We start from the raw sequence: 20,723 nt of genomic DNA on the forward strand, positions 1-20,723 counted from the left end.
TTGCTGCGTTTTTGGCCGTTGAACCCAGACTTGCCCAATTCCCACCCATATGGCGGATGACCCCGCAGTCCGGGCTCTGACGCCGCGAGGCGTCACGGTGAGTTGATAGGCGGGCGGGTGACAACTTCTTGGGCCCAACGCGGTTAAATCGCGAACATAGGAACTAGGCATGATCGGCGCGCTCGCCCGCAAGTTTTTCGGTTCCGCCAACGACCGGCGGGTGAAGGGATATCAGTCCCGCGTCAACGCGATCAACGCGCTGGAGGCCGAGGTCTCGAAGCTCTCCGACGAGGCGCTCAAGGCCCGCACCGCCGACTTCAAGAAGCAGCTCGCCGAGGGCAAGACGCTGGACGACCTGCTGGTCCCCGCCTTCGCCACCGTCCGCGAGGCCGCCAAGCGCACCCTCGGCCAGCGCCATTTCGACGTCCAGCTGATCGGCGGCATGGTGCTGCACGAGGGCGACATCGCCGAGATGAAGACCGGCGAAGGCAAGACCCTGGTGGCGACCCTCGCGGTCTACCTCAATGCGCTCGCCGGCAAGGGTGTCCACGTCGTCACCGTCAACGACTACCTCGCCCGCCGCGACTCCGGCTGGATGGGCCAGATCTACGGCTTCCTCGGCATGACCACCGGTGTGATCGTCCACGGCCTCGACGATGCCGAACGCAAGGCCGCCTATGCCTGCGACATCACCTACGGCACCAACAACGAATACGGCTTCGACTATCTGCGCGACAACATGAAGTACCGGCTCGAGGACATGGTCCAGCGCCCGCACTTCTACGCCATCGTCGACGAGGTCGACTCCATCCTGATCGACGAGGCGCGCACGCCGCTGATCATCTCCGGCCCGCTCGACGACCGCTCCGATTTCTACAACACCATCGACGGCTTCCTGCCCAAGCTCGACAAGACCGACTACGACGTCGACGAGAAGCAGCGCACGGTGACGCTGACCGAAGCGGGCATGGAAAAGATCGAGACCCTGCTGCGCGATGCCGGCCAGCTCAAGGGCGAGTCGCTCTACGACGTCGAGAACGTCTCCGTCGTGCACCACATCAACCAGGCGCTGCGCGCGCACACGCTGTTCACGCGCGACAAGGACTACATCGTGCGCGACGACGAGGTCGTCATCATCGACGAGTTCACCGGACGCATGATGGCCGGCCGCCGCTATTCCGAAGGCCTGCATCAGGCGCTGGAAGCCAAGGAGCACGTGCAGGTCCAGCCGGAAAACCAGACGCTCGCGTCGATCACCTTCCAGAATTATTTCCGGATGTACGAGAAGCTCGCCGGCATGACCGGCACGGCGTTGACCGAAGCCGACGAGCTCTTCGACATCTACAAGCTCGAAGTCGTGGAGATCCCGACCAACGTGCCGATCGGCCGCCTCGACGAGGACGACGAGGTCTATCGCACCCAGCAGGAAAAATACGGCGCGATCCTGGCCGAAATCGAACGGGCCAATGCGAGGCTTCAGCCTGTGCTGGTCGGCACCGCATCGATCGAGAAGTCGGAAGTGCTCGCCGAGTTCCTCAAGAAGAACGGCTACAAGCAGATCGATTTCACCAAGGAGAACGCGCTCGACAAGCTCTACGCTGCCGCCCGCGCCGGCAAGCCGGCGAAACTGTTCGCGGTGCTGAATGCGCGCTTCCACGAGCAGGAAGCCTATATCGTCGCGGAGGCCGGCGTGCCCGGCGCGATCACGATCGCGACCAACATGGCGGGACGCGGTACCGACATCAAGCTCGGCGGCTCACTCGAGATGCGCATCCCGAAGGAGACCGCGGGCATCGAGGACGAGGCCGAGAAGGCCAGGAAGATCGAGCAGATCAAGGCCGACGTCGAGCGTTTCCGCGAGATCGTGCTGAAGGCCGAAGAGGTCGTCGAGATCGAGCCGGCGAAGGGCAACAAGCCCGCCAAGACCGTGAGGAAGCCCGGCGGCCTCTACATCATGGGCTCCGAGCGCCACGAATCCCGCCGTATCGACAACCAGCTGCGCGGCCGTTCCGGCCGTCAGGGCGATCCCGGCCGTTCGAAATTCTTCCTGTCGCTCGAAGACGATCTGATGCGCATCTTCGGCTCGGATCGCCTCGACAGCATGCTGCAGCGTCTCGGCCTGCAAGAGGGCGAGGCCATCATCCATCCCTGGATCAACAAGGCGCTGGAGAAGGCGCAGCAGAAGGTCGAGGCGCGCAATTTCGACATCCGCAAGAACCTCCTGAAGTTCGACAACGTCCAGAACGACCAGCGCAAGGTGATCTTCGACCAGCGCATCGACCTGATGAAGGACGAGAGCGTCGCCGAGACCGTCAACGACATGCGCCACGCCTTCATCGACGATCTCGTCGCCAAGCACGTGCCGGAGCATGCCTATGCCGAGCAGTGGGACGTCGCCGGCCTGAAGGAAGAGCTGAAGCGCGTGCTCGATCTCGACCTGCCGGTCGACGAATGGGCCAAGGAAGAGGGCATCGCCGACGAGGAGCTGCTCACGCGCATCGAGAACCGCGCCGACGAGCACATGGCGGCCAAGGTGGCGCAATGGGGCCCCGACGTGATGCGTTACGTCGAGAAGACCATCCTGCTGCAGACGCTCGACCATCTCTGGCGCGAGCATCTGATCATGCTCGACCATCTGCGCCAGGTGATCGGCCTGCGCGGTTACGGCCAGCGCGATCCCCTGCAGGAGTACAAGACCGAAGCCTTCAATCTCTTCCAGGAGATGAGTGCGCATCTGCGCGAGGCGGTCACGGCACAGCTGATGCGGGTCGAGATCGTTCCGCCGGAGCAGGAAGCGCCCGTGCTGCCGCCGATGGAGGCGCACAAGTTCGACCCCAACACCGGCGAGGACGAAATGGCCATCGCCAACGTCTCGCTTGGAGCCCAGACCTCCGACGCCGCGCTGCGCGATCCCAACAACCCCGCCAGCTGGGGCAAGGTCGGCCGCAACGAGGATTGCCCCTGCGGCTCAGGCAAGAAGTACAAACACTGCCACGGGCGGTATGCCTGATCGACCAACCTGCCGGCTGTTGCCGGTGCGGTTCAATCATGTTCCATCCGTGCCGGGCACGGATGGAACCGCCTTCAATCGCTGCTGTTATCTGTCATGACCTTGCGGGCGTGCGCTCACGTTGCAAGGGGACAACGCTGTCCGCGTGCCTGACCCCGCGACGACGATCGGAATGCAATTCGGGACGCTCGTTGGCGTGGGAGGAGGCGGCCATCATGCCGGGCAACATCGCTCGGTGATAATTGCGTGGGCGCCGGGGTTAAGGCCGTTTCATGAGTTCTGCAGACAATCTCCCGCTAACCAGAACCGAAATCCTCGCGGCGCATGATCTCGAAGGCCTTTCCGATGATGCAGGCTTCGGCGAGCTGACTCGATTCACAGCGGCGCTGTGCGAGGCACCGATCTGTCTGGTCAGTGTAGTCGGCGACACGATGCAGCGCTTCGTGGCGAAGCATGGCATCGACGTCTCCGAGACGCCGCGGGAATCCTCCTTTTGTGCGCACGCCATGCTGGGCTCGGACCTGATGGTCGTGCCCGATGCGACGCTGGATTCGAGGTTCGCGCAAAATCCCCTGGTCACGGGGGACCCGTTCATCAGGTTTTACGCCGGTGCGCCGCTTCTGACTAAGGACGGTTTTCCGCTCGGTTCGCTTTGCGTCATCGATCGCAAGCCGAGAGCTGGCCTGACGCCGCTGCAACAGCAGGGCCTGCGCGTCATGGCCGCCCAGGTCGTGGGTGCGATGGGGCATCGCAAGACCACGAAGATGCAGCTTGCGAGCGAGGCGGTTGCGAAGCAGGCGCTTTCGGAGACCGAGCAGAAGTTTCGCATTCTGGCCGATACGATGCCGCAGATGGTGTGGTCGACGCTGCCTGACGGCCACCACGATTACTACAATGCCAGATGGTACGAATTCACGGGCGTGCCGGAAGGCTCGACCGACGGCGAGGGCTGGAACGGCATGTTCCACCCCGACGATCAGGAAAAGGCCTGGGAGAGATGGGAGCATTCTCTGCGGACCGGCGAGCCCTACGAGATCGAGTATCGCTTGAGGGATGCCGCGGGCAATTACCGCTGGACCCTCGGGCGCGCTTTGCCGATTCGCGATGCCAACGGAAGCATCACGCGCTGGTTCGGAACATGCACCGATATTCACGAGCAGAAGCTGCTGATGGAGCAGCGCGAGATGATCAGCCAAGAGCTGAGCCACCGCATCAAGAATATTTTCTCCGTGATCAATGGCCTGATCGGCCTGTCGACGCGTACGCATCCGCAGCTCAAGGGGCTCGCGGATGAACTGCGGTCCCGCATCATGTCGCTCGGCAAGGCGCATGATTTCGTGCGTCCGCACAGCGCCCGCTCGCAGCCGACCTCGGTCCAGGCGACGCTGAAGGGGCTTCTGGAGAAACTTCTGTCGGCTTACCAGTCGGGGGCCAGCCGGGTCCTGATCACGGGCGAGGATTTCCGTATCGACGACCGCTCCGCGACGCCCCTGGCGCTATCGTTTCACGAACTGGCAACCAACGCTGCGAAGTACGGCGCGCTCTCGGCGCTTGATGGACGCGTTGCCGTAGACGTCAGCCAGGCGGACGACGATGTCGTCGTCGCGTGGACGGAAAGTGGAGGTCCGCAGATCAAGTCGGCGCCCACGGTGGAAGGCTTCGGCTCCAAGCTGATCGCCTTGAGCATGTCCAGTCAGCTCGGCGGAAAGATGACCTACGATTGGAAGCCGGAGGGGCTCCGCGCCGTGGCTATGATTCCAAAGAGCTCGCTGAGCCGACCGGCGCCGCAAAGAACGTGACATCCGGCGAGCGCGGTTCAGCCGCTTCTCCGGCAGCGTGAAGCACCGCGGTCAGGATCGCATCGTCGCTGAAGGGCTTGCGGATGAAGCCGATGGCCGTCTCCGCACGGGGAACGATCTGCGCGGGATTGGCGGTGACGTAGACGATCTTGGTGCCATAATCGCGCGCCAGGTCGAGTGCGATCTGCGGTCCGGTGGAACCGTCGCGGAGATTGATGTCGACCAGTGCGATCTGCGCCTTCGGCGCAGCTTCCAGGGCTTCCTTACGATCCGCAGCGATCGCGGCCACGCGATAGCCCGCGTCTTCCAGGATGCGAGCAATGTCACTGGCGACAAAGATTTCGTCTTCGACAATCAAAACTGAAGGTGTCATTTCGTGACCCATGCGACCAGTCGGCGCCACCGGCCGTTTTCGTTTACAGCAGGGCAGCCATCAACCTGCCGTACCGCCTTTTGTTCCCATGGCGGTTGTGCCCGATCGCCGATCGCCGCTGCAGACGGCGTCAATTCGAGCTGTTGATCGGGCCTTCCCACTTGAGCTCGTTGGTCACTTGTCCGCGTAACGCGGCATCGCATTTGAGAACGCCTGCGGGTAGATCAATCAATCTTTTGCTACTGCTCATTGTGAGCTGGTTCACCTCTGCTGCGCTCAATCCGTGTTTTGGTTGAATTGCACGGGGGCCGTAAGAGGAGCCAGACAATGTCCATACGTACGCTGCCAACCACCTTGTGTGTTCTTGCCCTGAGTTTCTACGCTTGCGATTCCGCCCCTGCGAGCCAGGTGGGCGGATGGTGGGGCGGAACATGGTCGTGCAACATAGACGGCCGGCCGGCCCGAATGAAATGGGCTGCCGTTGATGACAGTCAGACAAGCTGCGACGGCGACACTTGCACCACCAGCTCGGGAGCACGATGGGCAGGGAGCTTCTCGGATAATGGCTCGCGATGGGTGAAATTGACAAATCCACGCAGCGGATCGGAGGGCGGCGTATACTTCAACCATGCCGACGGCAACAGATGGTATTTGGCCAAACCGGTCAGCAACAAGTCCGCGGGCTGGACGACATGGAACGGCCAACGCTATCGCCTCTCGTGCTGGCGATGATGCAATTTGGCGGCGCTTGCTCATTTCCGCCCGGACTCGAGGCGAGCCTCGAGAACTGAATGAGATTCCGGGGCGCTCTGTGAGCGCACCAATGCCGGCGCGAACAGCGCGCGTGCTTTCATGGAGGTCCTCTCTCCATGCATTGAATGGCGGATGAGCGTGTCGGCCTCGCAAGGCCTCAACGCTCGATTCAGCGCTCTAATTCGAGCTGTCGATCAAGCTCTCGAGCAGCCGCTTGAGCTCGCTGGTCGACTTGTCCCCGTAGCTCTCCAGGATGTGCTCCTCCTGGTCGACCGCGAGCGAGTTGAGCTTCTTGCTCAGCACCTTGCCGCGGTCGGAGATGAACATCAGCACCTTGCGGCGGTCGTTCGGGTCCTGCACGCGATAGACCAGCGTGTCGGAGACCATGCGGTCGATCATCTTGGTGAGCGTCGGATGGTTGAGCAGCACGGCATCCGCGAGTTCGCCCATCGAGTGGCCATTGCCGTCCGACAGCACCTTAAGGATGCGCCATTGTTCGACGGGAACGCCTTCCTTGCTCAACCTCAGTTCGAGCTGCCGGTTGATCTCCCGGTTGGCTTGCGCGAGCAGATAAGCGAGGTGTTCGGTGATTGGAGTGTTTAGTTTTGCCACGGCTAAGACTTCGTCTTGACCCGAATGAGTGAATGTCTTGCAATCAATGCTGCATCTATATGCACTTCAATTGTTGAATATTCAATATTTTCAAAATAGGATGTTTGCCTAACAAAAGGGCGGAGGCCGCGGCCGCCCGAACAATGTGCTTTCAGGTCTGGTGCCAGACAGGAGTTGGCGTGCGCGCGACGGTAAACTTCCCGGCTCACGGCGGTCCGGCGTTGCCGCCGTCCATGCTGCTCAGGAATCTGTCGTCATCGGCGGCCCACGGTGCGTTGTCGCCGAGCGATCACGCTTTCCTTCGACGGCGCGACGTCAACAAGCTGCGCGTCGGCTGCTTCATCTGCTGCAGCGGTCCGCCCGGCATCTGGGGGCCGTGCGCAACCAACACCGCGCAGCTCGCGGTCGCCGAGATCAACAAGCGTGGCGGCATTCTGGGACGCGAGATCGAACTGTCGATCTACGACGCCGGCGGCCCGCTCGACGGTGTTCTGAACCGCGCCCAGCAGGCGGTGGTCGACGATGAGATCGATCTCATCATCGGCATGCACACCAGCGCGGTCCGCGTCGCGCTGCGCAAGATCACCACCGCGAACCGGATCCCCTACATTTATACGCCCGTCTATGAAGGCGGCGAGCGTACGCCTGGCGTGATGGCGATCGGCGAGACGCCGCGCTGGCAGAGCAGACCGTCGATCCACTGGCTCGCCGACGTCAAGAAGGCGCAGCGCTGGTACCTGATCGGCAGCGACTATGTCTGGCCGTGGCAGTCGCATCGCGCGGTGAAGCGCTACATCAGGGAAACCGGCGGATGCGTCGTCGGTGAGGAGTTCGTTCCGCTCGGTGAGGACAACCACGAAGCTCATCTGGAGCGTATCCGCGCCGCGAGACCGGATGTGGTCCTGATTTCGCTGATCGGCACCGACAGCATCACCTTCAACCGCGCCTTTGGCGAAAGCGGCCTTGGTGCAACCACGCTGCGGCTCGCCGGTGCGATGGACGAGACCGTGCTGCTCGGTATCGGCGCCGACAACAGCGAGAACATGTTCTGTGCCTCCGGCTACTTCCCCGGCGTCGGCTCGCGCGCCAATGACGATTTCCAAAGCCGCTATCGCGCGATGTTCGGCGCGAGCGCGCCGCCGATCGGCTCGCTTGGCCAGTCCAGCTATGAAGGCCTGCGCTTCCTCGAAGCCGTCGCGAGCAAGGCCGGTTCGTTGTCGATGGCGCCGATGCTCGCCGCGGGCCGCAACATTGATTACGCCGGCGCGCGCGGCACGGTTACGGTGCGCAACGGTCACGCCCGGATGCAGATGTACCTCGCCGAGGCCGATGGCCTCGACTTCAAGCTGATCAAGCCGGTCTGACTCCGGCGCGGCAATCCGCTCTCGCCCTCCCGCAAAATAATACTTGAAAAGGAAAATATTTCCGTTTTGAATGTTTCGGCCGGCCGATGCGCATCTCGCGCAAATCTTGGCCGCGCGCCGATCAGGAAACTTCAGGAGAGCGCCGTGACAGTTGTCCTTCCCACGCCAGCCCAGCTTCTCGATGTCGCCAAGCAGTGCGGCCTTTCGCTGACCGACGACGACGTCACCTCTTTCCGCGGCCTGATGCAGGGCTCGATCGAGGCCTACAATCTCGTGGGGGCGATGCCGGACGAGGTGCCGGAGGTGAAATATCCGCGCACGCCGGGCTACCGGCCCTCGCCGGAGGAAAATCCGCGCAACGCCTGGTATCGCAAATCGACGGTGAAAGGCGCCAGTTCGGGCAAGCTCAAGGGCAAGACGGTTGCGCTGAAAGACAACATCATGCTCGCCGGCGTTCCCATGATGAACGGCTCGGCGACGCTCGAGGGCTATGTGCCCGATTTCGACGCCACCATTGTCACGCGCATGCTAGACGCCGGCGCCGAGATCGCAGGGAAGGTCCATTGCGAATCCTTCTGCATGTCGGGCGGCAGTCACACCAACGCGGTTGGCGCCGTCCATAATCCTCACAAGATGGGTTATTCGGCCGGTGGCTCGTCCTCGGGCAGCGGCGTCGTCGTCGCGCTCGGCGAGGTCGACATGGCGATCGGCGGCGACCAGGGCGGCTCGATCCGCATGCCGTCGTCGTTCTGCGGAACCTACGGCATGAAGCCGACCTGGGGCCTCGTGCCCTACACCGGCATCATGCCGATCGAGATCTTCGTCGACCACACCGGCCCGATGACGGCGACCGTCGCCGACAACGCGCTGCTGCTCGAAGTGCTCGCCGGCGACGACGGTTACGATCCCCGCATCAAGGCTCCCAAGGTCGAGGAATACACCAAGGCGCTCGGCCAGGGCGTCAAGGGCATGAAGATCGGCATCTTGAAGGAGGGCTTCGAGCAGGCGACCGCCGAGGCCGCCGTCAACGAAAGCGTCCGGGAGGCCGCCAAGCGCTTCAAGGATCTGGGAGCGACGGTCGAGATCGTTTCGATCCCGATGCATCTCGCCGGCCCCGCGATCTGGACCCCGATCGGCACCGAGGGCATGACCCAGACCATGATGTATGGCGACGGCTATGGCTTGTCCCGCGCCGATCTCTATTCCACCACGCTGATGGATTTCCATCGCGGCTGGCGGCGCCAGGCGGATTCGCTGTCGGAAACGACAAAGCTGTTCCTGTTGCTCGGCACCTACATCAACAACAATTTCGGCCCGCGCTACTACGGCAAGGCGCTCAACATCTCGCGCCGCCTGACCGCTGCTTACGACAAGGCCTTCAAGGACTACGACCTGCTGCTGCTGCCGACGACGCCGATGAAGGCGACCAAGCTGCCGGAGCCGACCGCCAGCCGCGAGGACTACGTCGCCCGCGCACTGGAGATGATTTCCAACACCGCGCCGTTCGACATCACCCATCATCCGGCGATGTCGCTGCCGTGCGGCATGGTCGACGGCCTGCCGGTCGGCCTGATGCTGGTCGGCCGGATGTTCGAGGAATCCACCATCTATCGTGCCGCGCATGCGTTCGAGCAGATCGGCGACTGGAAGAAGATGTGAGCGCGGCATTGATGCGGGCGGACGCAAGACCAGAGCGTTTTCGAGCGAAGTGGATACCGGTTCGCGTGAAGAAAACGCGTCAAAGTAAGAATCTATCGCATGGCTAACGCGTTCGTCGCGGCGTTCGAAATCCTGAGCTTCGGTGCGATCATCGTCCTGATCGTGCTGGGGCTCGGGATCATTGCCAGCATGATGGGCATCTTCAACTTCGCGCAGGGCGAGTTCGTCCTGCTCGGGGCCTACATCACCTATCTCGCTTACGCCAAGGGCCTGCCGATCTGGGCCGGCATGGTCGCCGCGCCCTTCGTGGTCGGCGCACTCGGCTTCGTGCTGGAGGCCCTGATCATCCGGCGTTTCTACGCCGCGCCGATCGTCGCCATGCTCGGCACCTATGCGCTCGGCCTGATCATCCGCGAATCCGTGCGCGGCCTGATCGGCGGCTTCTACCTCACCGTGCCCGAGCCGATCGGCGGCTCGATCGACATCGGCGCCATGCACATCTCGGCCTGGCGCTTCACCATCATCGTCATCACGCTGCTGGTGATGGCCGGTTGCTATCTGCTGCTGTCACGCACCAACTTCGGCCTGCGCATGCGCGCCACGCTCGAGAATCCATCGCTGGCGCGGGCCTCGGGCATCTCCACGCCGCTGATGTACGGCGCCACCTTCGCATTCGGCTCCGCGCTCGCCGGCCTTGCAGGTGCGCTGATCGTGCCTGTGTTCAGCCTCTATGCCGATCTCGGCCTGCGCTTCCTGATCCAGGGCTTCGTCGCGGTGATGGTCGGCGGTGTCGGCTCCTTCATCGGGCCGGTCGCGGGCGCCGGCGTCATCGGCACGCTCAGCGCCGCGCTGCCGTGGATCATGGCGCCCGTCGTCGCCGACGTCCTCGTCTTCGTTCTCGCCATTGCCTTCATCAAATTCCGCCCGCAGGGCCTCATCGCTGGAAAAGGGGTTTAGTCACATGTTCGATCGTCAGCTCTCACGCCGCCGCTTTCTGTCCAATTTCGCTTTCGCCTCCGGCGCGGTCGCGACCGGGGTCGGCAGCTGGGTGATCCCGGCGCCCTGGGCCAATGCCGCCGAAGCCCCGATCAAGGTCGGCATCGCCACCGATCTCACCGGCCCGATCGCCTATGCCGGAAACGCCGACGCCAACGTCGCGAAAATGGTGATCAAGGAGATCAACGCCGCCGGCGGCCTGCTCGGCCGCCCACTGGAGCTCTACATCGAGGACACCGCCTCGAACGAATCGGTCGCCGTCGGCAACGTGCGAAAGCTGATCCAGCGCGACAAGGTGGACATGGTGCTGGGCGGCATCACCTCCTCGATGCGCAACGCGATCAAGGACCCCATCGTGGCGCGCGGCAAGACGCTCTACATCTATCCGCAGCTCTACGAGGGCAAGGAGTGCACGCCCTATCTGTTCTGCACCGGGCCGACGCCGGCGCAGCAGTGCGACGATTTCATTCCCTGGCTGATCAAGAACGGCGGCAAGAAGTTCGCGCTGCCGAGCGCCAACTATGTCTGGCCGCACACGCTCAACGTCTATGCCCGCAAGGTGATCGAGGCGAATGGCGGCGAGGTCGTGTTCGAGGAATACTATCCGCTCGACCAGGTCGACTTCTCCTCGACCGTCAACCGCATCATCTCCAACAAGGTCGACGTCGTCTTCAACACCGTGATTCCGCCCGGCGTCGGCCCGTTCTTCAAGCAGCTCTATGAAGCCGGCTTCCTCAAGAACGGCGGCCGTCTGGCCTGCGTCTACTACGACGAGAACACGCTCAACATCAATCAGGCCGCCGAGATCGAGGGGCTCGCCAGCTGCCTCGACTATTTCAAGGTGCTGACCAAGGAGAACCCGTTCGACGCCAAGATCCAGGCGGCCTACGAAAAGGATTTCCCCGGCAACTTCCTGTTCGCCGCCGGCAGCGCCGCGACCGGCACCTATCGCGGTCTCAAGCTGTGGGAAGCCGCGGTGAAGGAGGCCGGCAAGGTCGACCGCGATTCGGTGGCCGCCGCGCTCGACCATGCCAAGATCGCCGAAGGTCCGGGCGGACCTGCCGAGATGGTTCCCGGCAAGCGGCACTGCAAGATGAAGATGTACACCGCGGTTGCCAAGGCCGGGAATTACGAGATCGTCGGCCGCAGCGATGGGCTCGTCGATCCCAAAGAATGCTAAAGCGGAATGCCGAAGTCGATGGGTGCAGTGAAACAGCCGATCCCCGCCGCAATCGGCGGGGAGACGGGCGCCGTCATGGATAGCAGCGGGACGGCGAAGCAAACGTCGACGCGGAAGATCCTGCCGATCGTCGAGGGCGTCGTGCTGGTCGCGGCGCTGCTCGCGCCGTTGCTGCTGCAGGACTATCTCACGGTGTTCGCCACCCGCGTGATCATCCTGGCGCTGTTTGCGCTGTCGTTCGATCTGGTCTGGGGCTACGCCGGCATCATGAGCTTCGGCCAGGCCCTGTTCTTCGGCTCGGCCGGTTATGGCGTGGCGCTGCTCGCGCGCGACCTCGACATCACCAACATTTTCCTGGTGCTGCCCGCGGGCACGCTGATCGGCCTTACCTTCGCGCTGCTGCTCGGCGGCTTCCTGCTGCTGGGGCGGCATCCCTCCAGCGTGATCTTCGTGTCGCTGGGCACGCTGACAGGCTCCTATGCCGCCGATCGCCTCGCGCGCGGCTGGTATTATCTCGGCGGCCAGAACGGCATTCCCTCGATCGCGCCGATGTCGCTCGGTTCTTACGAATTCACCGAAGGCCCTGCCTTCTATTATCTCGTGCTCGGCATCCTCGTCGTGGTCTATCTGCTCTGCCGCTTCCTGGTGCGCTCGCAGTTTGGGCTGGCGCTCGCCGGCTTGCGCGAAAACGAGCAGCGCATCGCCTTCTTCGGCTACAAGGCGCAGCACCTGAAAGCGATCATCTTCGCGATCGGCGGCGCCGTCGCGGGAATGGCGGGCAGCCTCTACGCCTTCCACGAAGGCTTCGTCTGGCCCAACATGGTCGGCGTCGTGGTCTCGACGCAAGTCGTGCTCTATGTGCTGTTCGGCGGCTCCGGCACGCTGATCGGGGCCGTCATCGGGGCCGTCATCGTCGAGGGCGTCAGCTTCTGGCTCTCGGACAATTACCGTGACATCTGGCCGATCATTCTCGGCGTGCTGCTGCTGCTCGTCATCCTGTTCCGGCCGCTCGGCCTGATCAGCTTCGTGCTCGGCGAGCGCGAGCGCGTCGGCAGCTTCGGTGCGAAACCCAGGGAAGACGTCAAGGAGAAGCGCAATGCTCCTTGAAGCCGCCGGCATCCAGAAAGTCTTCGGCAAGCTCACAGCGCTCGACGGCGCCGCGCTCAGCGTCGGCGAGAACGAATTCCACGGCCTGATCGGCCCGAACGGCTCCGGCAAGAGCACGCTGATGAAGTGCATCGCCGGCGCCGAAGTGCCGACGCAGGGCAAGGTCTCGTTCGTCAACACCGACATCACCGCGTTCACGCCGACCGAGCGGGCGCGGGCCGGCATGAGCCTGAAATTCCAGATCACATCCGTGCTGCCGTCGCTGACGCTGTACGACAACATCCTGCTCGCATTGCAGGCGCAGTCCTCGCTGGTCGACCTCCTGTTCTCGCGCACGCGGGATGCGCTGCACGAGCAGGTCATGACCATGCTGACGCAATTCCGCCTCGCCGACCGCGCCTTCGAGGCCGCAGCGGCGCTGTCGCACGGCCAGCAGCAATGGCTGGAGATCGCGATGGCGCTCGCCGGCAAGCCGAAATTGCTGCTGCTCGACGAGCCGACCGGCGGCATGAGCCTGGAGGAGCGCCGCGTCACCGGCGAATTGCTGCAGCCGATCAAGCAGCATTGCTCGCTCGTCATCGTCGAGCACGACCTCGATTTCATCCGCGACATCTGCGATCGCCTCACCGTGCTCGACCAGGGCAAGGTGCTGGCGTCCGGCACGGTGTCGGAGATCCAGGCCAACAAGGCCGTCCAGGAGATTTATCTGCGCCGTGCCTGAATTTTTGGAAATCAAACACCTCGACGCTGGCTATGGCCGCAGCCAGGTCCTGTTCGACGTCACCCTCGGCATCCCCTGGCGTGGCGGCGTCGCCGTGCTCGGGCGTAACGGTGCCGGCAAGACCACGCTGATGAAGACCATCGTCGGCGAGCTGCCGGCGTGGAAGGGCGAGGTTGCCTTCGACGGCCGCGACATCAGCCGCCGCGCCACCCAGGACCGCGTCCGCGCCGGCATCGGCTACGTGCCGCAGGAGCATTCGGTGTTCGCGCGCCTGTCGGTGCGCGACAATCTCGCGGTTGGCTCGCTCGCGAGCAGCAAGGCCGACGCCGTCGACCACGTGCTGACGATCTTTCCCAAGCTCGGCCAGCGCCTCGACCAGCCCGCCGGCACGCTCTCTGGCGGCGAACGCAAGATGCTCGCGATCGGCCGCGCCCTGCTTGGCGATCCCAAGCTGCTGCTGCTGGACGAGCCGACCGAAGGCGTCTGGATCGGCGTCATCGAGGAGATCACCGAGCGCCTGATCGAGCTCGCCAAGAGCATCGCCGTCATCATCGTCGAGCAGCATCTCGACCTCGCGCTCCGCGTCGCCGATTACGCCTATGTGCTCGACCGCGGGAGGGTCGCGCTGCAAGGGGAGGCGGGGGAGGTGAGAGACAATCCGGAGCTGGTGCGGTATCTGGCGCCGTAGGGCTGCGTGAAGCGCACCGCCCCACACCGCTTCAGCTGTCCTGCTCCGCGAAGGCGGGGCATCCAGTACGCCGTAGGCTCTCGGTTGCATCAGCTCGTTTCTGGATGCCGGATTCCCCGCGTTCGCGGTGAATGACGGCGGAGAATAAGAGAGGCGTGCGCCGCACGCCTACTTCACCGCCCCGAACCTGCTCTCGAACGAGTTCGACGACACCACCGGCGCGGCGCCCATGATCTGCGTCGCTTCACCGGCGCCATCCGACACTGACGGCTTCAGCGCGGGCCGCGTCTGGGCAAGGCGGGTGTCGGGCTTCGCCGGCTCGGCGGGCTTGGCAGCCGCGGTCGCAGCCGGCTTCGGCGCATCCTTCGCCGCTTCCTTGGACTTGTCATGGCCCGGCACGAACCGGGCGACAGTGGCCTTCAGCCGCGACGCTGCGGTCGGCGGGGTCACGGGCGCGGCGGTCGGGGCCACGGATGCCGTAGCTTGCGGCGGCGGGGTGGTGGCGGTCGTCTCGGACGAGCCCATGCCCATCTTGCGGCCAAGATTGGAGAAGAATCCGCCGGATTTGTCCTGTGGCTTCTCGGTGGGCTGAGCCGAGGCGACGCGGGTGCTGGCCGCGGGCACGGCGACGACCGGCTCTTCCTGCGGCGCGGGCGCGGACGCCACGCTGTCGAGGTTCGGCTTGGGCGGATTGACGTGGCCGGGGATCGTGCCCGGCGCCTTGGCCATCGCCAGCATCTGCAGCGTGGTGCCTTCGGCGCCCTCTGACAGGCCGGTCGAGCCTTCCGGAATCTTTGCGGCGAAGATCTTGTTCATGCCGCCGTCGATGCCGGTGTTCATGCGCGCCACCGGCGTGCCCTTGGCGACCAGCTTGGCGTATTCCGCCTCGTCCCTGGCTTGCTTGCCGCGCACGGCGGCGACGACGTCCTCGGGGATCACATAGGCCGGGCACTTGGCCGAGGCGTCGAACACCGGATCGCGCTTCGCATCGGGCGGGCGGGTCGCGTCGAAGACGTATTTCTTCTCGCAGAAATCGACCTTCGGCTCCTGCCGCGTCACCTCGAAATGATCATAGCCTTCCTTGATCATCTTCCAGAACGGCATGTTCGGATTGTTGCGGTGCTTGGCCATGTTCACCGGCGTCATCCGGAACGGATAGGCCTGCAGCTGGAATGCCTTCTGGCCGCCGAAGAAGGACTCTCGGCCCAGCGAATAGATCTCGGCGATCTGCTCGTCCGTCATCGCGTAGCAGCCGCGCGAGGAGCAGTCGCCGTGCACCATCAGCTGAGAGCCGGTGCGGCCCAGCGCCTTGTCGAACGCGTTCGGATAGCCGGTGTTGAAGGAGAGGTAATAGGCCGATTGCGGATTCATCTGGCTCGGGTTGATCGAGTAGAATCCCTCCGGCGCCTGGCGGTCGCCTTCGCGCACCTTGGGGCCGAGATCGCCCGACCAGCGGCAGATCGGATAGGTCTTGAGCAGAGCGAACTGGCCGTTGCGGGCCTGCTTCCAGACCTCGAGTTCGGCCTCCTGCTTGAACAGGCGCACCAGGATCGGCGACTGCAGATCCATGTCCTTCTCGGCCATGGCGGCGATCAGCTTCGGCGGCACCGGCTGGTTGGCCTTGGCGTTGGTCGCGAGCGAGACCTGGTCGGTGTCGCAGCCGGCCAGCAGCACGCTGGCCGTCATCAGCGCAACCGAAGCCAAAAGCGCGCGAGCAAGCGGACGAGAAATCAAGACGGACCCCACAGCGTGCCGGGCAGATAGCGCGAACCCCAATTCGTATGAAGCATGATCCGACCGGCGAACCCGTCGTGACGGGTTTTGTCAGCTCACGCTCCAGCGCTATGCCCTGAAGCCATTGATTAAAATTCTAACCTCTGGGTCAGGTGGTCGCAACCCGAGCGGGGATCACGAGCCCGTTGGCCCGAAGGTGTGGTCAATAGAGACTTAAATCAGGCCGGAACTGGGGCCTTGCGGCCGGTACAGGACTCAGATCGCTGATTTGGGCAAAAAAAGGGTTAACGCAGGGTTACCGGGGAGGCCCGTGGGCGGTCCAGAAGAGTGGGCAAAGTCGCAAAGCGCCGTGCCACGAGCCGGTCCTCTTAATTGGCAGCGGTGGGCACGCTTCGCTTTGCCCACCCCACGGCACCGTAAACTGGACGAATCAGCCCAGTTTCCGGCCGATATCGAGGAATTTCTGCCGTCGCTGCTGGCGGATGGCGGTCCCGTCCATCCCCCGGAGCTCATCGAAGGCCTTGGCGATGGCGTCGCCGGTGGTGGCGATCATGGCGGCGGGGTCGCGGTGGGCGCCGCCGACCGGCTCCTTGAGGATGCTGTCGATCACCCCGAAACGCAGCATGTCCTGGGCGGTGATCTTCATGTTGTTGGCGGCTTCCTGCGCCTTGGTGCCGTCGCGCCAGAGGATCGAGGACGCCGCTTCCGGCGAGATCACGCTGTAGATCGCGTGCTCCAGCATCAAGACCTTGTTGGCGGTGGTGATGGCGATGGCGCCGCCCGACATGCCCTCGCCGGTGATGATGGCGACGTTCGGCACGGTCAGCGCCATGCAGGCATCGGTCGAGCGCGCGATCGCTTCGGCCTGGCCGCGCTCCTCGGCGCCGATGCCGGGATAGGCGCCGGCGGAATCGGCCAGCGACAGCACGGGCAGTCCGAACCGCTCGGCCATCTCCATCAGCCGCACGCATTTGCGATAACCTTCCGGCCGGGCCATCCCGAAATTGTGCTTGATGCGGCTCTCGGTGGAATCGCCCTTTTCCTGGCCCATCACGCAGATCGCTTCGCCGCGAAAACGGCCGAAGCCTGCGACCAGCGCCTCGTCCTCGCCGAACTTGCGGTCGCCGGCGAGCGGGGTGAATTCGGTGATCAGCCCCTTGATGAAGTCGTTGAAGTGCGGCCGCTGCGGATGCCGCGCGACCAGCGTCTTCTGCCACGGCGTCAGGTTCTGATAGAGGTCGGCCAGCGCCTGCGCCGCCTTGTCCTCGATCCGCCCGATCTCGTCGGCGATGTCGGTGCCGGAGGCCGCCATGACCCTGAGCTCATCGAGCTTGGAATCGAGCTCGGCGACGGGCTTTTCGAAGTCGAGATAGCTGCGCATCTGGTCTTGCATCAACTCAATATAGGGAGGACGGGGCGAGGCGGCGAAGCGGATTTAGACCGGCGGAAAGAACTGTAGCTTCTTCAATGAGTTGGCCTGTGTGCTCGTGAGCGGGCCCGGCAAATCATGCGAAGGCCCCGGCTCTTTCTGCGGAGATGTGGCCGAAGTCAAGGCGGTTTCGGCCGAGGTCGAAAGCTTGTAGCCCGGATGAGCCCAGCGACATCCGGGGGCGGGTCGTGCCTCAGGCACCATTCCCGGATGGCGCTGCGCTGATCCGGCTACGCCAGCAACTACTTCTCCGCCAGCGGGTGCAGGTCGCGCACCAGGCTCTTCAGCCGCTCCTCCACCACATGGGTGTAGATCTGCGTCGTCGAGATATCGGTGTGGCCGAGCAGGGTCTGCACGATGCGTAGGTCGGCACCATTGTGCAGGAGGTGGCTGGCAAAGGCGTGGCGCAGCACGTGCGGGGAGACCAGCCGCGCCTGCAAGCCCGAGGCGACCGCGAGCTCCTTGAGGTCGCGGGCAAAATGCTGCCTTGTCAGATGCCCGCTCTCGCCGGACGAGGGGAATAGCCACTTGGACGCAGCGAGGCTGTCCTTCTTCTTCTCCGTCTTTGCGGCGTCCGTCGCCGCGAGATAATCCGCCATCGCCTGGCGCGAGGCCTCGTTGAGCGGCACCAGCCGCTCCTTGTTGCCTTTGCCGCGCACCACGATCATGCGCGCGTCGCGCTTGGCCGCCGAGCGCGGCAGCGCCACCAGCTCCGAGACGCGCAGGCCCGTGGCGTAGAGCACCTCGAGCAGGCAGTAGAGCCTCAAAGACCGCAGCCGCTTCGAGGGCGAGGCATCCTCCGCCTCGCTCAATTCCTTGGCGCGTGTCAGCATGCGATCGACATCGGCGATCGAAAGCACCTTCGGCAGGCCGCGGCCGCGTTTGGGCCCGGACAGGATCGCGGCGGGATCCTCGGCCCGTATGCGCTCATTGAGCAGGAAGCGGTAGAGGTGCCGCATCGCCGACAGCCGCCGCGCGACGCTGGTGGATTTGAAGCCGCGGGTGTCGAGATCGGCGAGGTAGTCGCGCAGCGTCTGCGTCTCGGCGTCGACAAAGCTGAGCCCGACGCGGCCCAGGAATTCCGAGAAATCGGTGAGGTCACGGCGATAGGCGTCGAGCGTATTGGGCCCGGCGCCCTGTTCCGCCGCGAGCATGTCGAGGAACAGGCCGGTAAGCTTGGCATCTGAGGGCGGGTTTCGCATGCCCTGGAAGCTAGCTCCTATTTCTTGAGAAACTTGTCCGGCGGAATCGTCACCGTCATCTCCCGCGACTTGGGGCTGACGAAATTGGCCAGTGCGAAGACCACGCCATAGACGATGCCGGCGATCACGGCGACGACCGTCAGGAAGCGGAACAGGCTGGGCATCGGTCAGGGGTCCGGCTGGCAAATTAACCAATGAAATCATCCAACATGTTCGCCGTTTCGTGGCAAGAGTCCTCTGGCGAGGGCTCCGTTGGGGTCGTATAGGTGGCCAAAGCGTGCCGCCTATTGGCGGCAGATCGAGCGAGATTCATGTCCGACGCCGCCTTGCCGATACCAGCTTCGCTAGAGACCGACATCCTGTCGGCGCTCGGGGCGCGCTCGATCGTGCTCGTCGGTATGATGGGGGTGGGCAAATCCACCATCGGCCGCCGTCTGGCCGTCAGGCTGAGGTTGCCGTTCGTCGATGCCGATACCGAGATCGAGACCTCGGCCCAGATGACCATCCCGGAGATCTTCGAACGCCACGGCGAAATGTATTTCCGTGACGGTGAGGCGCGGGTGATCGCGCGGCTGCTCGACGGCGGGCCGGTGGTGCTTGCGACCGGCGGCGGCGCCTTCATGCGCGAGGAGACGCGCGCGCGCATCGCCGCCAAGGCGGTGTCGGTGTGGCTCAAGGCGGACCACGACGTCATCATGCGCCGCGTGCGGCGCCGTGCCGACCGCCCGCTGCTCCAGACCGCCGACCCCGAAGGCACCGTGACGCGTCTTCTCGCCGAGCGCGAGCCGGTCTACGCCCAAGCCGACCTCACCATCGCCTCGCGCGACGTGCCGCACGACAGGATCGTCGATGAGACCATCGAGGCGCTGCGCACGCATCTCTGCGGTGAGCAAGCCGCCCAACCCCCTGCCGACGTAGTGAGTGCGTCAAGATGACTGCGCCGTTGAAACATTCCGATCCCGTCACCGTCGAGGTCGCGCTGGGCAATCGCGCCTATGACATCGTCATCGGCCGCGGCGTGCTGGCCTCGCTCGGCGAACGCGTGGCGGCCTTGCGCCCCGGCGTGCGCACCGCGATCGTGACCGATCGCACGGTGGCAAAGCACTGGCTCGAGCCCACCGAGGCTTCGCTCGCCGCCAGCGGCATCCCGACCTCGCGCATCGTGGTCGAGGAAGGCGAGATCTCCAAGACCTATGCCGGCCTGGAGAAGGTCAGCGAAGCCCTGATCGCCGCCAGGATCGAGCGCAACGATCTCGTCATCGCGCTCGGCGGCGGCGTGGTCGGCGATCTCGCCGGCTTTGCGGCTGCGATCCTGCGCCGCGGCGTCGATTTCGTGCAGGTACCGACCTCGCTGCTGGCGCAGGTCGATTCATCCGTCGGCGGCAAGACCGGCATCAACTCGCCGCAGGGCAAGAACCTGTTGGGGGCTTTCCACCAGCCGGTGCTGGTGATTGCCGATACCGCCGTGCTCGACACGCTGTCGCCGCGCCAGTTCCGCGCCGGCTATGCCGAAGTCGCCAAATACGGCGTGCTCGGGGATGAGGCGTTCTTCACCTGGCTGGAGACAAACCATTCCGACATCGTCAAGGGCGGTTCGGCACGCGAGCATGCGATCGCGACCTCCTGCCGTGCCAAGGCCGGCGTCGTCTCGCGCGACGAGCGCGAGACCGGCGAGCGCGCGCTGCTCAATCTCGGCCACACCTTCGGCCACGCGTTGGAAGCCGCGACCGGCTTCTCCGACCGCCTGTTCCACGGCGAGGGCGTTGCCATCGGCATGACGCTGGCCGCGCAGTTCTCGGCCAGGCTCGGCATGATCGGCGAGCAGGACGCCGCGCGCGTCGAACGGCATCTGATCGAGGCCGGCCTGCCGACGCGCCTGCAGGATATCGCGGGCTGCGCGCAGGAGGGGCTTGCCGATGCCGACGCGCTGATGACGCTGATGGCACAGGACAAGAAGGTCACGCGCGGCAAGCTCACCTTCATCCTGCTCGAGGCCGTCGGGCGCGCCGTCATCGCGAAAGACGTCGAGCCGACCCCGGTGCGCGATTTCCTGAAAGAGAAGCTTGCGCAGAAGGCGTGACACGCGGCTGAACTTC

General features: G+C 64.3%; 18 protein-coding genes. 12 read left to right on the forward strand and 6 right to left on the reverse strand.

What is annotated here, in order from left to right; genetic code table 11:
* The first annotated feature begins 169 nt into the window (after positions 1-169).
* Entirely contained in the window at positions 170-3,010 is a 2,841-nt protein-coding gene (secA, locus tag JQ580_RS11940) for a preprotein translocase subunit SecA (RefSeq protein WP_212280264.1), read from the forward strand.
* Between the two features lie 272 nt (positions 3,011-3,282).
* A complete protein-coding gene (locus JQ580_RS11945; protein ID WP_212280265.1) occupies positions 3,283-4,809 on the forward strand; it encodes a sensor histidine kinase in 1,527 nt (508 codons plus the stop codon).
* Here the strand turns inward: JQ580_RS11945 and JQ580_RS11950 are convergent.
* Positions 4,760-5,182 (reverse strand): response regulator, encoded by a 423-nt coding sequence (locus JQ580_RS11950; RefSeq protein WP_212280266.1) that lies wholly within the window; start codon positions 5,180-5,182, stop codon positions 4,760-4,762. The genes JQ580_RS11945 and JQ580_RS11950 overlap by 50 nt on opposite strands.
* Before the next feature lie 327 nt (positions 5,183-5,509).
* On the opposite strand from JQ580_RS11950, the gene JQ580_RS34300 reads away from it, so the two are divergent.
* Entirely contained in the window at positions 5,510-5,914 is a 405-nt protein-coding gene (locus tag JQ580_RS34300) for a DUF6006 family protein (protein WP_409363201.1), read from the forward strand.
* 198 nt (positions 5,915-6,112) lie between these two features.
* Here the strand turns inward: JQ580_RS34300 and JQ580_RS11955 are convergent, their stop codons facing one another.
* A complete protein-coding gene (locus JQ580_RS11955) occupies positions 6,113-6,547 on the reverse strand; it encodes a MarR family winged helix-turn-helix transcriptional regulator (RefSeq protein WP_212280267.1) in 435 nt (144 codons plus the stop codon).
* Positions 6,548-6,726: 179 nt separating this feature from the next.
* Between JQ580_RS11955 and JQ580_RS11960 the strand changes: the two genes are divergently transcribed.
* The 7 genes from JQ580_RS11960 (at position 6,727) to JQ580_RS11990 (ending at position 14,262) form a co-directional block, all read left to right on the forward strand.
* Positions 6,727-7,911 carry a substrate-binding domain-containing protein gene (locus tag JQ580_RS11960; protein WP_311982450.1) on the forward strand — a complete coding sequence of 395 codons (1,185 nt, stop codon included), beginning with the start codon at positions 6,727-6,729 and terminating at the stop codon, positions 7,909-7,911.
* A 144-nt stretch (positions 7,912-8,055) separates the two neighbouring features.
* Positions 8,056-9,570: an amidase gene (locus JQ580_RS11965; protein ID WP_212280269.1), complete on the forward strand. Its 1,515-nt coding sequence runs from the start codon at positions 8,056-8,058 to the stop codon at positions 9,568-9,570.
* Positions 9,571-9,669: 99 nt separating this feature from the next.
* Positions 9,670-10,527, forward strand: a complete 858-nt coding sequence (locus JQ580_RS11970) for a branched-chain amino acid ABC transporter permease (RefSeq protein ID WP_094973564.1) — start codon at positions 9,670-9,672, stop codon at positions 10,525-10,527.
* Between the two features lie 4 nt (positions 10,528-10,531).
* Positions 10,532-11,746, forward strand: a complete 1,215-nt coding sequence (locus tag JQ580_RS11975; RefSeq protein WP_212280270.1) for a substrate-binding protein — start codon at positions 10,532-10,534, stop codon at positions 11,744-11,746.
* Positions 11,747-11,752: 6 nt separating this feature from the next.
* Complete coding sequence (locus JQ580_RS11980) at positions 11,753-12,853, forward strand: branched-chain amino acid ABC transporter permease (RefSeq protein ID WP_212280271.1); 1,101 nt, start codon at positions 11,753-11,755, stop codon at positions 12,851-12,853.
* Entirely contained in the window at positions 12,843-13,574 is a 732-nt protein-coding gene (locus JQ580_RS11985) for an ABC transporter ATP-binding protein (protein WP_212280272.1), read from the forward strand. The genes JQ580_RS11980 and JQ580_RS11985 overlap by 11 nt, the downstream gene beginning before the upstream one ends.
* A complete protein-coding gene (locus JQ580_RS11990) occupies positions 13,567-14,262 on the forward strand; it encodes a branched-chain amino acid ABC transporter ATP-binding protein (RefSeq protein WP_212280273.1) in 696 nt (231 codons plus the stop codon). The genes JQ580_RS11985 and JQ580_RS11990 overlap by 8 nt, the downstream gene beginning before the upstream one ends.
* Before the next feature lie 168 nt (positions 14,263-14,430).
* On the opposite strand, the gene JQ580_RS11995 is transcribed toward JQ580_RS11990, so the two are convergent.
* The 4 genes from JQ580_RS11995 to JQ580_RS12010 all read right to left on the reverse strand — a co-directional run bounded on the left by JQ580_RS11995 (position 14,431) and on the right by JQ580_RS12010 (position 18,791).
* Entirely contained in the window at positions 14,431-15,948 is a 1,518-nt protein-coding gene (locus JQ580_RS11995; protein WP_249134134.1) for a L,D-transpeptidase family protein, read from the reverse strand.
* A 478-nt stretch (positions 15,949-16,426) separates the two neighbouring features.
* Positions 16,427-17,389 (reverse strand): acetyl-CoA carboxylase carboxyltransferase subunit alpha, encoded by a 963-nt coding sequence (locus JQ580_RS12000; protein ID WP_212280275.1) that lies wholly within the window; start codon positions 17,387-17,389, stop codon positions 16,427-16,429.
* Positions 17,390-17,667: 278 nt separating this feature from the next.
* Positions 17,668-18,627, reverse strand: a complete 960-nt coding sequence (gene xerD / locus JQ580_RS12005; RefSeq protein WP_212280276.1) for a site-specific tyrosine recombinase XerD — start codon at positions 18,625-18,627, stop codon at positions 17,668-17,670.
* Positions 18,628-18,644: 17 nt separating this feature from the next.
* Entirely contained in the window at positions 18,645-18,791 is a 147-nt protein-coding gene (locus JQ580_RS12010) for a hypothetical protein (RefSeq protein WP_014439243.1), read from the reverse strand.
* A 147-nt stretch (positions 18,792-18,938) separates the two neighbouring features.
* On the opposite strand from JQ580_RS12010, the gene JQ580_RS12015 reads away from it, so the two are divergent.
* Positions 18,939-19,562, forward strand: coding sequence for a shikimate kinase (locus tag JQ580_RS12015; protein ID WP_212280277.1), 624 nt, complete (start codon positions 18,939-18,941; stop codon positions 19,560-19,562).
* Positions 19,559-20,707, forward strand: coding sequence for a 3-dehydroquinate synthase (gene aroB / locus JQ580_RS12020; RefSeq protein WP_212280278.1), 1,149 nt, complete (start codon positions 19,559-19,561; stop codon positions 20,705-20,707). Before JQ580_RS12015 ends, aroB begins: the two co-directional genes overlap by 4 nt.
* Positions 20,708-20,723: the final 16 nt, after the last annotated feature.

This window comes from Bradyrhizobium sp. SZCCT0148, assembly GCF_018129985.1.
Lineage (GTDB): Bacteria > Pseudomonadota > Alphaproteobacteria > Rhizobiales > Xanthobacteraceae > Bradyrhizobium > Bradyrhizobium japonicum_H.